The following is a 12,211-nucleotide window of genomic DNA, read 5'->3' as shown; positions in this document are numbered from 1 at the left end:
AATTTAAATAATATAAATGGTGAGGATGAGTGGGTATGCATGAAGAGAAATTTTATCTAATTGAAGGTAAGAAAATGACGATTAAAGAGCTTGGACAAGAGCTTGAAGCAGCAACAGGGTCTGAATTGGAAGATATTCAAGGTTCTATCGACAGAGTCGTTGTAAAAAAACCTGCACCAGAGCGTGGTTTTGAAGCGTTCACTGTTACATTCCACTTGAAGCATTCGGTTGATTTGATTGATGCAGTGATTACAACGGATAATCCCAAAAAACGTTTAGCTGATTATGATTTCGAAAACACTGAATACACAGTGAGACTTATTTCATATATTCGTAAGGAAGAACCGATTAAAAACGACTCAGAACTTTAATAGGATAGGCTGAAGTGAAATGAAATATATTAAAACTAAAAGACTGATTTTACGCGACTGGCAGGAAAGTGATATTGAGCCTTTTGTCCAAATGAATTTGGATAGGGATGTTAGGCGCTATTTCCCATCTTTGCAAACAAGAGAAGAGTCTATTTTGTATGCGCATAATGCGCAACGTGGTATTAGGGATAGAGGCTTCGGTTTATTTGCTGTGGAAAGAAAAGATACAAATGAGTTTATTGGTTTTACAGGTATTCATGTACTAGAGGCTGATGATAATCTTGATTTTGAGTTCTTACCCTGTGTGGAGATTGGTTGGCGCCTGAAGAAAAAACATTGGAATCAGGGTTTTGCGACTGAAGCAGCCAAGGGTGTTTTAAAATTCGTACAGAGACAAACAGATATCAAAGAAATATATGCTTTTACTGCTGTGCGTAATAAACCATCAATTAATATTATGGAAAAGCTAGGCATGGAAGAAGTGAGAACTTTTGATCATCCAGCAATCATCGATGGGCACTCACTAAAACCACATGTTTTATATAAAATATCTACAAAAAAAGAGCGCAGATTCAAACTCTAAGGAGGAATCTGTGCTCTTTTTCTTATTTTAAGTCATGAAAGTTTCTAACAGCTACTGGTTCATATGAGTCAAAGCTTTCTAACATATCAACTAAGTTATCTTTAAAAAATAACATATTTAAATATCTTTCTTCTAAAAAGCCAGCATTAATCGCGTTGATAATGAGAGCTTTTAAATGATCAAAATAACCGTCGACATTTAAAATACCAATAGGCTTTTGATGAAGGCCGATTTGACCCCAAGTGAAGACTTCAAAAAACTCTTCAAGCGTACCTGCTCCACCTGGTAGCATAATAATCGCATCACCAAGCTGTTCAAGTTCCATTTTTCTTTCATGCATTGTCTCGACAATTCTCATATCTTGAACTTTTGAATGCGCGATTTCTTGTTCAGTTAAAAACCTTGGCATGACGCCAATGACCTTACCATTTTCTGATAAAACACCATCAGCCACTGCGCCCATAAGGCCAGTTGCGCCGCCACCATAGACGATTGTTTTGTTTAATCTAGCAGCATCAATACCAACTTGGTAGGCGGCTTTTTTGAAGTTAGGATTATTACCAGATTTTGCACCGCAATAAATTGTTAAAGATTGTACACTCATAAGGATGCTCCTAAGCTATAGTGATTATTTATTAAACATAAGTGCTTCATAGTTTTTTAAACTTTGATCTTTAATATAAGGCTCATCTTTAGTAATCTTACGTTCACGTTTGTTAATTTGTTCTAAATTATAACGACGGTGTTTGTTAAAGAGACTATTGTCTAAATGCAATTCAGTCTTTTCTTGTTTCTTCTGAGCGAGATGTTTATCGCGCGCATGAGAACGTGGGTCAAGTAGACGTTTATGTTTCTTATGAAGTGATTCTTCTTCATTTTCTTTTTCATTTAGAGAGTTTAATACATCATCTGTGTACACTTTTTCTTCATTTAATTCTTGGATGTTAGACACCTTATCAGCTCTTTCTATTGATTGTAATTCATTCTTCTCATATGGTACCAGTTCGTGTCTCTCTTTGCTATTATCTTCATCAACTTCTCTAAACATATATGGCTCACCGTAATCAGCTTCCTGATTATCAGGGTGTGTCAATTGTGTTGCCGCAACTTCAGCTAGAGGTGTTTCTTCAACAGTGACATCATCTGATACAGTCATACCATCCATCTTATCTGAGTCCGATTTTTCATGGTTAGATTGGAAGATTTTTGGGATGATTGAAGATGAAGTTTCACGTGCTTTCGCTAATCTTTTTTCTCTATGATTTTCTTTATCTTTAGCAAATTTTTGTTCTAGAGACTCTTCTTTTACTTGGCTCTTCTTATAATCTTTATTTTGTTTATTGTAATTATGCTCTTCTAAGCGATGAGAAACTTTACTACCGATATTAGCGGCAGTATCCTTACTTGTTTGGTAAACATTTGTCGCAGTTTCTTTGGACGAATCTTTAACACGATTATAGACAGAACTAGATACTTGGCCTAACTTTTTCATATCAGGATGTTTAGAAATATTCTTTCTTTCATTAATTAGTGGCACGACGATTAATGGAATAATTGTCGCTAGTGCTTTAATATTTTTATTCACCAGATAAACCTCCATTGTAATAACGATTATAAGATAATTATACAATACCCCTACGATAAATGAATTAAACGAATGCTAAGGTTTAAAATTTACTTAACAAAGGTATGATATAAAGAAGGAATGAGGAGGGGAACAATGACTACTATAAATGAAAATATGAAATTAAAAGATATTTGTTTTAAAATTCCACAAGCGACTCAAGTGTTCAGAAGTTTGAATGTAGACTTTGTAACAGAAGGTGACAGAACTTTAGCTCGCTCGGCCGAAGAAGATGACTTCGAGCTCACTAGCGTGCTCTATGAACTCAATAATCTCTCTAAAGAGCCGAAAGATGGTATTGATGTATCCTTTATGGATCAAGTGAGTATTATTAAATATATTGAAAATAAATACTATGATGACCTTTTAGATGAGTTACCTGTTTTATATGATTACTTTGAAAAAATGGCTAAGAAGTATAAGAAAGATAAGCCGGAATTTACTCAAGCTGCTGAACTCTTCTATAATATTTATAGAGAGATGGTGGTTCACATCGAAGTAGAGCAAGAAGATGTTTATCCCTTATTAAAAAATTACTATGAACATGATGATCAAACGAGTTACGAGGCTTTAAAACCACACATTACTCGTCTACTGGATGAACACAAGAATATAGTAAATTGGTTTAGTCAAATCCGTCATTTAACTAATAACTATACGCCGGTTGATGCAAATGAACCATTGAATGTTTTTGTCCTTAAACGACTAGAAGACAATGACAAAAATATAATGATGCTCTTACATCTAGAAAATAATTTACTCTTTAATCCCTTTAGGGAAAAAGAAGCAAATGTATAAAAAAATGATCGAGTCCTAAAAAGACTCGATCATTTTTTATTCAGTAATTTCTTTGATTTTTGGCAGTCTAACTGTGAAGGTTGAACCTTCGCCTTCCTTACTTGTAACTGTGATTTCACCGTCATGGGACTCGACTAAGTGTTTAACAATCGCAAGTCCTAATCCAGTACCACCAGAGTTACGACTGCGGGCTTTATCGACTCGGTAGAAGCGCTCGAATAAGCGTTCCAAGCTCTCTGAAGGAATTCCCATACCTGTGTCTCTAATGCTGATATAGACTTCAGTGGTTCTGGACTCTACATCAACATAGACATGACCATTTTCTGACGTGTATGTCACAGCATTCGCCATTAAATTCAGGATAATCTGGCTGAAGCGGTCGAGATCCGCTTCGATAATTACAGCTTCTTTGTCTTCAGGTAAGTGAATAGCAATATTTTTATCGGAAGCCAGTTTAGATATTGTTTTAGTTGTATCATTAATGACCTCGATGACATTAACTTCAGTAATTTTTAAAGGCATCGCTTGTTTTTCAATCTTAGATAAGTTCAAGAGATCAGTGATTAAGCGATTTAAACGCTCACTCTCATCGTAGATGATTCGAAGGAACTGTTCATTCGTTTCTTTGTCATTCACATCCCCGCTAAGAAGTGTCTCAGCAAATCCTTTAACTGATGTAATTGGCGTCTTCAACTCGTGGGATACGTTCGCAACAAAGTCACTACGCATTTTTTCGAGTTTCCTAATTTCTGTAATATCGTGTAGAACAATAATGGCACCACGAGACATCCACCCTTGAGAATAGTAAGGTGCAATGTGAACATCGAGTATCCGTTCATCAGGGAAGTAAATATGCGCTTCGTCATGATTTTTCGCATTTTCCTCTATAGAATGTTCAATTAAATTATCGATATTTAAAGGCCCAAACACTTCTTGGTAGTTATGGTTAAGAATTTTAGAAGAGTGTTTAGATAAAAAGCGCTCAGTTGCTTGGTTGGTTAGTTCGACCTGACCACTATCATTTATTAGAACCACACCTGAAACTAGATTGGATAGAATACTATTTAATTGTTTTTCATTTTCTTCTATATCATTGACATGCGTTTGGAGACTTGCTGCCAACATATTAATAGACTCATTTAAATCGCCAATCTCACCTGAGTGATCCTTGTTAATTCTGGCGCTGTAATCTTGCCGCTTCAAACGTTTTGTGACATTGATTACATCGTTGATGGGCTTAGTAATATTATAGGATAACAAGGCTGCTGATATAATAGAGATTAAAAGAATAATAACTAAAATAGCGCCAAGCGTGTTCCAAATTGCACCAATCGCACGATCAATGGAAGCGATGGAAATAGAAGTTCTAACAGCACCGATCAGCTCATCATCAGAAATAACTGGTATAGCAACATACATCATAGAATCTTCTTTAGTATCACTCAATCTAGTCGAGGTTCCCATTTCCTGATTGTTGACTAAGACAGCAGTGACTTCCGGACGATTAAGATGATTGTCCATAGTGCTGACATCTGCTTCAGAATCAGTCAGAACCTCCCCATCTTCATTAATAACAGTGTATCGAATATCTATGTCGTCATTGATTTCAGACATCCACTGACTTAATTTTTCCGGGTTCTTATCTAAACCACCGAGCTCAATTACTTCTGAAATGATCTGGGCATTCTCTAACAGATGATCTTCAGTCATATCGGTATATGTATTTTTGATAATTGAGCTGATAAAAAACCATAGTATTAAAACAAACACTATAGATAAGATTAAATATGAGGCTGTAATCTTTAGCCACAATCTTTGCATCTAGTCTTGTCCTTCCATCTTATAACCGAAGCCACGAATCGTTCGGATATAGGTTGGATTTTTTGTATCTGCTTCAATCTTCTCTCTCAAGTGACTGATGTGGACATCGACAATTCTCGTGTCACCGTCATAGTGGAAGTCCCAGACACCGTTTAAGAGTTGGTCGCGACTGAGTACCTTACCACGGTGGTTAGCAAGGTAGAGTAGGAGTTCAAATTCCTTAGGTGTTAAAACAAGTTGTTCACCTTTGAAAAGAACCATATACTTCTCAGGATGAATTTCTATTTCACCAATTTTAATTATCTCTTCTTTAGCTTCAGCAGTAATCAGGCTCGATCGACGCAAGATTGCTTTAACACGAGCAACAACTTCGCGTGGGCTGAAAGGTTTTGTCATATAGTCATCTGCACCGAGTTCAAGCCCAAGAATTTTATCAAATTCGTCATCTTTTGCAGTGAGCATGAGAATCGGTGTATTTATTTTTTCTTGTCTGAGTGTTTTACAGACGTCCATGCCATCCATACCAGGTAGCATCAGGTCTAACACAATCATAGTTAAATCTTCATTGCTAGCAATTTCAAGTGCATCGAGTCCGTTTTCTGCAGTGAGGACTTCGAAGCCACTTTGTTCTAAATTAAATTTTAATAAAGTTAAAATTGAAGGTTCGTCATCCACTACGAGTAGCTTTTTCATCTAAATAGACCTCCGTCAAATAATTAATGAGATTACAACTATATTTTAGCACAAAACACATATTTAATCGGTCGACTTTACACCTTCTTAACAATGGGTGAGTAAAATCAATCAAATGAATTCAGCACATGTCTATGCTAGAATTAAAAGTAAAGTTTAGACTTAATATTAAGAATGAGTGAAATAAATGAATAATAGATATTCAAGACAATTATTGTATTCAAATATCGGCCAAAGTGGTCAAGACCAATTGGCTGAAAAAACTGTGCTCATCGTTGGTGTCGGTGCTCTAGGCTCCCTTTCATCTGAGATGTTAACTAGAGCGGGTGTGAAAAAACTCATCCTCATCGACCGAGACTTTGTAGAATTGACAAATTTACAAAGACAAACCTTATATACAGAACTAGATGCTAAAGATAAAGTTCCTAAAGCAATTGCAGCTAAAGAACGTCTAGAACAGATCAACAGTCAGGTGGAGCTTGAAGTCCACGTGGCACACGCGGATGGTCATTTACTCGAATCGCTTGCCGAAAAAGCTGACTTGATTCTCGACGGGACAGATAACTTTGAGACAAGAATGCTGATTAATGATGTGGCATATAAAATTGGTAAACCATGGATTTATGCAGCTTGCGTCGAGGCATCTTATTCCAGTGCTGCTTTTATTCCAGGAGAGACGCCTTGTTTTAGATGTTTAACACCACTACTACCGACGTCGAGCCTAACTTGTGATACTGCAGGCATCATTTCACCAGCAGTACATATGGCAGTGAGTCACCAAGTGACAACAGCTTTAAAGATACTGACGGGTCAGCTCGGTGCACAATACTATCTTCATATCGGTAACATTTGGGATCACGACCATATGAAAGCAGACATATCGAAAATGACAGAAGCATCATGTCCGACTTGTCAGTTAAAAGAGTTTCCAGAACTTAATCGTCTAGAATCAGACGCCATGAAGTTTTGTGGTCGAGATATGATTCAAGTTATTAACCAACGCTTAACTGAAACCGTTGTCAAAGAGACTTTGGAACAAGCTCACATTGCCTACAAACAAACACCTTATTTTATAGAGTTTAATTATAATGATTCAAGAATAATTAGTTTTTCAAATGGCAGAATGCTCATGCACAATGTCGTGAGTCTCAATAAGGCAAGAACCATAGTCAATCAACTATTTGGATAGGGGAGATCATGATGAGTATAGTAGAAAGTATAGATCGAGATATTAAAGTTTTTGTACTCACCGTTAGTGATACAAGAGATAAAACCACTGACAAAGGTGGTAAATTAGTCATCGAATATTTGAGCGAAATCAATACTGTTATAAATGACGAACACTACTCAATTGTTAAAGATGAGGAAAGTGACATTAAAGAAAGTGTAGAAAAAGCTTTAGCCAGCGGGGTAGATGTTGTGATTACAACTGGTGGCACTGGTATTGCTAAAAGAGATGTGACTATAGAGTCTGTTAGACCCTTCTTTGATAAAGAAATCGAAGGCTTTGGTGAGTTGTTCAGAATGTTAAGTTACACAGAAGACATTGGTTCAAGAAGCCTCTTATCAAGAGCAGCAGCAGGAACGCATGGAGAGCAGCTTATCATCTCCTTACCAGGCTCTAGTGGGGCAGTAAAACTTGCTATGGAGAAACTCATTGTGCCAGAGTTAAATCACTTGGTCTTTGAAGTCACTAAAGATAATTAAAAAATGCAAAACCAGATGATTTTGCATTTTATTTATCAGCCTTATAGTCACCAGACTTACCACCGGATTTTTCTAAGAGTTTAGTTTCTTTAATAATCATGCCTTTATCTAAGGCTTTACACATATCATAAATGGTTAAAGCAGCGGCACTAGCAGCAGTTAAAGCTTCCATCTCCACACCTGTTTTACCAGTTGTTTTAACAGTGGCTTCGATTGATAGAGTGTAGTTTTCTCCACTTAACCAATGAAAATGGACATCAACACCACTTAAGGATAGAGGATGGCACATCGGAATGATTTGATGCGTGTTTTTTGCAGCCATAATAGCAGCAACTTGAGCAACACCAAGAACATCACCTTTTTTAACTGTCCCTTCGGTAATGCCAAGGTAAATACTCTCTGGGACTTCGATAAGCGCTTGAGCTGTGGCTGTACGCTTAGTGACGGATTTATCTGAGATGTCGACCATCTTGGCACGACCTTCTTCATTGAAATGAGTAAATTCTGACATAGTTATCCTCCTGATTTTTTCTTTATAGTTTAAATTATAGCAAAGACTTGTAAATATCATAAATATCTCTTAGGAGCTGAGCATATGACATTAAATAGAACACCGATACATGTTAACGACGCAGTGACAAAAGTGATGGCAGAAAGTAAGACTTTAGGTCTTGAAAAAATACCATTTGATCAGAGTAATGGCAGAGTGCTAGCGGTTGATTTAACTGCAACTTCAGACGTGCCACTCTTTACAAAATCAGCAATGGACGGTTTTGCTGTCAATAGTAAGGACACTGCCGGAGCTTCAAAAGATAACCGTGTGGCTTTTAAAGTTGTTGAAGAAGTACCAGCCGGTGCAACGAGTGATTATGAATTAAAAGAAAATGAAGCTTTTAGAATTATGACGGGAGCTGAAATTCCTAAATCTGCAGACACAGTGATTATGTTTGAGCAGACAAAAGAAACTGATCATGGTTTTACGATTCGCCGAGAGTTCAAAGAAAATGAAAATATTGCTCTTAAAGGTGAAGAATGTAAAGTGGGCGATGTCATTGTTGAAAAAGGAACGACAATTAACCCAGGGGCAGTGGCCACTTTTGCTACTTTTGGTTACACAGAAGTTGAAGTATACAAACAACCAGTGGTTGGGGTTTTATCGACTGGAACAGAGTTGTTAGATGTGGGAGATGAGCTTGAAAGAGGGAAGATCAGAAACTCTAACACCCCGATGATCATGGCTCAGCTAGACCGTATGGGCATTCAAGGCAAACACTATAAATTACAGACGGATGATTTCGATATTCTTTATCAACGAATAGAGGAAATGTTGTCTGAGGTGGATGCCATCATCACAACAGGTGGGGTGTCTGTAGGAGACTATGACTTACTGCCTAAAATATATGAAAAGCTCGGCGCTGAAGTACTATTCAATAAGGTTGCTATGAGACCAGGAAGTGTGACAACAGTGAGCGTACTAGATGGTACCTTCTTATTCGGCTTGTCAGGGAACCCATCTGCTTGTTATTCAGGTTTTGAGCTGTTTGTCAGACCTGCTTTAAATTTGATGCAAGACGCAGTTCGTCCTTTTGCACCAGTCGTTGATGCCATACTTGTAGAAGATTTCACTAAACCGAATCCGTTTAGCCGTTTTATTCGTGCGGAGCTTTTCTTTGAAGAAGGAAAAATCAAAGCGCGACCATCCGGCTTTAATAAATCTAATGCGGTGACTTCAATTGCTAAAAGTAATGGTGTCATTGTTTTACCTGGTGGGACCAGAGGATTTACGAGTGGAGATGCCATTAAGGTCATGTTAACTGATGTGACGACTGGTACGGACACTTTTGGGGTGGAATAGGAATGCAAATCTTACAAGTTGTAGGTTTTAAAGACTCAGGTAAAACAACTTTAACCTTGGAATTTTTAAAGATTTTAAAAGACCATGGTAAAACAGTTGCTGTGATTAAAAATCATCATCTTGATGAAGCGGTCAAAGAAGATACTGATACTGGTAAGTATCATGCTGTCGGTTCCGATTACACTGTGCTCAATATGCCGTCCTATACAATGACTTATGATCAAGCCCCAAGAGATTTGCCTCATTTAATTGAAAAATTTAAGACAGAAGATGTTGATTTTGTTTTAGCCGAAGGTTTTAAAGCAGAAGACTACCCTAAAATTCTTCTGACTTATTCCTTTAAATCAGGTGAGACAGATATCGGAGAAATTGGACTAAAGCATGTGTTAAAAACGTTTGACCTACGATACGATAAAGATAGCGCCTTAACTTGGTTTAAAGAATGGAGTCAGTGTCAAAATGAAAATGTTTGAAGTTATAAGTGAGCCACTTGATATAAATAAGTACCATCAAATGACGATAAATGAACACCAAGGTGCAGTCTGTACTTTTACAGGTCATGTCAGAGAGTGGACTAAAGGTACTAGAACCGTTCATCTAGAATATGAAGCTTATATTCCAATGGCAGAAAAAATGTTAGCTCAAATTGGAGATGAAATTTCAGAGCGTTGGCCAGGTGTGATTACCTCAATCGGTCATAGAATAGGGAAACTCGAAATTTCAGATATTGCAGTAGTTATCGTGACTTCATCTCCTCACAGAACAGATAGTTATCGTGCCAACGAGTATGCTGTGGAGAGACTGAAGGAAATTGTGCCAATCTGGAAGAAAGAAATATGGGAAGACGGCGAAGAGTGGATTGGTGATTCTAGGAAATATCATTCTAGTGTGGAGGAGAAATAAATGGAAATTAAAGTATTTGCAAGTATAAAAGAAAAGGTTGGTAGCGACACTATTGATTTATTTGTCGGTGATAGTATTTCAGTTGGTGATTTAAAAAATCATATTTTCGTAGATTACCCGGAGCTTGATGGAGAAGTGTTCCAAGTTGCTAAAAATGAAGCGTTTGTTAAGGACGATGAACTTGTCACATCTAGTGATACTGTTGCTCTAATTCCACCTGTAAGTGGGGGCTAAGATCATGATCGGTGTACTTTTAGCTGGGGGTAAATCTACACGCTTTGGCGAAGATAAAGCCATTTATACTTTAGATGGCAAGCCTATGTATGAACATGTCATTGAAAAGATGAAAAATGTTCAAGCAATAGACGAGATTGTTATCAATACAAATGATAAACTTAAAGGAAGCTTTAATGCTAAATATAAAGTAATTATTGATGATCCGAACTATAAGGACATGGGGCCTTTATCGGGTATATATAGAGCGGCAGTTGAGTATCCAGATCAAGCACTTTTAGTCATGTCAGTCGATACACCATATGTAGAAAAGGAATGGTTAAATCAATTGACGGATTCTGCTAAACATAGCGGATTAACGACAATTACTTCAGATGATGAGCACTTACACCCTTTAATTGGTGTTTATCAGTCAGAGAATTTGAGTGAGAAACTAAAAGCTCAGCTGGATAGTAAGAGATTAAGTATGAAAGCATTTTTTGAGAATATAGACATTAATGTATTAGATGTTGATGACTATGATTTCGATAAGGAAATGCTGGTTAATATCAATCGAAAGAGTGATATTAAATAAGGAGGAGTTTCATGACACGAACAGTAACGGATAAATTTGGACGCCCGATAAGAGATTTGCGTATTTCGGTGACGGACAAATGTAACTTTAGATGTCGTTATTGTATGCCTAAGGAAATATTTGGTGATGATTTCGAGTTTATGAAAAGAGAGCAGTTGCTGTCTTTTGATGAGATTGAAAGATTAGCTAGAATTTATGCTGAACTTGGTGTAAAAAAACTTCGCTTAACCGGTGGGGAACCACTTTTAAGAAAAGACTTATATCAATTGATTGAACGATTGAACAATATAGATGGTATCGAAGATATTGGTTTAACTACCAATGGCTTACTCTTAAAAAAACACGGTAAAAAGCTATATGATGCTGGTCTTCGCCGTATCAACATTAGCTTAGACGCTATGGATGACGAATTGTTTGGTAAGATTAATGACCGTGGCATTGGGACTTCTAGAATTTTAGAGCAAATTGAGTATGCGATTAGCCTAGGCTTCCAAATTAAAATTAATATGGTGGTTCAAAAAGGCTTAAATGAACAAGAAATTTTACCGATGGCAAGATACTTTAAGAACCTACCAATTACTTTAAGATTCATTGAATTTATGGATGTCGGTAATGATAATGGTTGGAATTTTGATAAGGTTGTTTCAAAGAAAGAGATTTTAGATACTTTGGAAACTGAATTTGACTTAGAACCATTAGAACCAGCTTATTACGGTGAAGTTGCTAAAGTATATCAGCACAAGGATGCAAAAGATTCATATCTTGGCTTTATTACAAGTGTATCTGAAAGCTTCTGTTCAACTTGTACACGTGCTAGATTATCGTCAGATGGTAAGTTTTATGGTTGTCTATTTGCAGTTGATGGTTTTGACATCAGAACTTTGATCAGGGATGGCATTGATGATGAGGAACTAACAAATGTGCTCATGGGCGAATGGAACCAAAGAGACGATCGTTATTCAGAAATTAGAACGGAAATTTCTGAAGAAACACGTAAGAAACGTAAAAAAATCAATATGTCATATATCGGTGGCTAATTTATTAAAAC

Annotated in this window: 16 protein-coding genes; 11 read left to right on the top strand and 5 right to left on the bottom strand. The window is 36.9% G+C overall.

Going from position 1 to position 12,211, the window contains the following annotated elements; all coding sequences use genetic code 11:
• Positions 1-35: 35 nt before the first annotated feature.
• Together JEOSCH030_RS09835 and JEOSCH030_RS09830 are read left to right on the top strand one after the other, a co-directional pair.
• Positions 36-371 carry a hypothetical protein gene (locus JEOSCH030_RS09835; RefSeq protein ID WP_185126461.1) on the top strand — a complete coding sequence of 112 codons (336 nt, stop codon included), beginning with the start codon at positions 36-38 and terminating at the stop codon, positions 369-371.
• 19 nt (positions 372-390) lie between these two features.
• Complete coding sequence (locus JEOSCH030_RS09830) at positions 391-954, top strand: GNAT family N-acetyltransferase (protein ID WP_185126460.1); 564 nt, start codon at positions 391-393, stop codon at positions 952-954.
• Between the two features lie 22 nt (positions 955-976).
• Here the strand turns inward: JEOSCH030_RS09830 and JEOSCH030_RS09825 are convergent, their stop codons facing one another.
• Positions 977-1,558, bottom strand: a complete 582-nt coding sequence (locus JEOSCH030_RS09825; protein WP_185126459.1) for an LOG family protein — start codon at positions 1,556-1,558, stop codon at positions 977-979.
• Positions 1,559-1,582: 24 nt separating this feature from the next.
• On the bottom strand, positions 1,583-2,539 hold the full coding sequence (locus tag JEOSCH030_RS09820) for a hypothetical protein (protein WP_185126458.1): 957 nt from the start codon (positions 2,537-2,539) through the stop codon (positions 1,583-1,585).
• 135 nt (positions 2,540-2,674) lie between these two features.
• Here JEOSCH030_RS09820 and JEOSCH030_RS09815 point away from each other — a divergent pair, with 135 nt between their 5' ends.
• Positions 2,675-3,376, top strand: a complete 702-nt coding sequence (locus tag JEOSCH030_RS09815; RefSeq protein ID WP_185126457.1) for a hemerythrin domain-containing protein — start codon at positions 2,675-2,677, stop codon at positions 3,374-3,376.
• Between the two features lie 36 nt (positions 3,377-3,412).
• Here JEOSCH030_RS09815 and pnpS read toward each other — a convergent pair whose 3' ends face one another.
• Positions 3,413-5,197, bottom strand: a complete 1,785-nt coding sequence (gene pnpS / locus JEOSCH030_RS09810; protein WP_185126456.1) for a two-component system histidine kinase PnpS — start codon at positions 5,195-5,197, stop codon at positions 3,413-3,415.
• Positions 5,198-5,890 carry a response regulator transcription factor gene (locus tag JEOSCH030_RS09805; protein WP_185126455.1) on the bottom strand — a complete coding sequence of 231 codons (693 nt, stop codon included), beginning with the start codon at positions 5,888-5,890 and terminating at the stop codon, positions 5,198-5,200.
• Between the two features lie 187 nt (positions 5,891-6,077).
• Here JEOSCH030_RS09805 and JEOSCH030_RS09800 point away from each other — a divergent pair, with 187 nt between their 5' ends.
• Positions 6,078-7,079 (top strand): ThiF family adenylyltransferase, encoded by a 1,002-nt coding sequence (locus JEOSCH030_RS09800; RefSeq protein WP_185126454.1) that lies wholly within the window; start codon positions 6,078-6,080, stop codon positions 7,077-7,079.
• Between the two features lie 11 nt (positions 7,080-7,090).
• Complete coding sequence (locus tag JEOSCH030_RS09795) at positions 7,091-7,597, top strand: MogA/MoaB family molybdenum cofactor biosynthesis protein (RefSeq protein WP_185126453.1); 507 nt, start codon at positions 7,091-7,093, stop codon at positions 7,595-7,597.
• Between the two features lie 28 nt (positions 7,598-7,625).
• Here the strand turns inward: JEOSCH030_RS09795 and moaC are convergent, their stop codons facing one another.
• Positions 7,626-8,108 carry a cyclic pyranopterin monophosphate synthase MoaC gene (gene moaC / locus JEOSCH030_RS09790; protein WP_185126452.1) on the bottom strand — a complete coding sequence of 161 codons (483 nt, stop codon included), beginning with the start codon at positions 8,106-8,108 and terminating at the stop codon, positions 7,626-7,628.
• Positions 8,109-8,192: 84 nt separating this feature from the next.
• Between moaC and JEOSCH030_RS09785 the strand changes: the two genes are divergently transcribed.
• From JEOSCH030_RS09785 to moaA, 6 genes are read left to right on the top strand one after another with little or no spacing between them, the layout of a single operon-like run.
• Positions 8,193-9,452: a molybdopterin molybdotransferase MoeA gene (locus tag JEOSCH030_RS09785; protein WP_185126451.1), complete on the top strand. Its 1,260-nt coding sequence runs from the start codon at positions 8,193-8,195 to the stop codon at positions 9,450-9,452.
• Between the two features lie 2 nt (positions 9,453-9,454).
• On the top strand, positions 9,455-9,925 hold the full coding sequence (gene mobB, locus JEOSCH030_RS09780; protein WP_185126450.1) for a molybdopterin-guanine dinucleotide biosynthesis protein B: 471 nt from the start codon (positions 9,455-9,457) through the stop codon (positions 9,923-9,925).
• Positions 9,912-10,355: a molybdenum cofactor biosynthesis protein MoaE gene (locus JEOSCH030_RS09775; protein WP_185126449.1), complete on the top strand. Its 444-nt coding sequence runs from the start codon at positions 9,912-9,914 to the stop codon at positions 10,353-10,355. The genes mobB and JEOSCH030_RS09775 overlap by 14 nt, the downstream gene beginning before the upstream one ends.
• On the top strand, positions 10,356-10,589 hold the full coding sequence (locus tag JEOSCH030_RS09770) for a MoaD/ThiS family protein (protein WP_185126448.1): 234 nt from the start codon (positions 10,356-10,358) through the stop codon (positions 10,587-10,589).
• A gap of 4 nt (positions 10,590-10,593) precedes the next feature.
• Positions 10,594-11,163 carry a molybdenum cofactor guanylyltransferase MobA gene (gene mobA, locus JEOSCH030_RS09765; protein WP_185126447.1) on the top strand — a complete coding sequence of 190 codons (570 nt, stop codon included), beginning with the start codon at positions 10,594-10,596 and terminating at the stop codon, positions 11,161-11,163.
• Positions 11,164-11,174: 11 nt separating this feature from the next.
• Positions 11,175-12,200 carry a GTP 3',8-cyclase MoaA gene (moaA, locus tag JEOSCH030_RS09760; RefSeq protein ID WP_185126446.1) on the top strand — a complete coding sequence of 342 codons (1,026 nt, stop codon included), beginning with the start codon at positions 11,175-11,177 and terminating at the stop codon, positions 12,198-12,200.
• Positions 12,201-12,211: the final 11 nt, after the last annotated feature.

This window comes from Jeotgalicoccus meleagridis (genome assembly GCF_903994045.1).
Classification (GTDB): Bacteria; Bacillota; Bacilli; order Staphylococcales; family Salinicoccaceae; genus Jeotgalicoccus; species Jeotgalicoccus meleagridis.
Note: the sequence above shows the minus strand (reverse complement) of the source record. Positions and strands in the feature narration are given on the sequence as shown.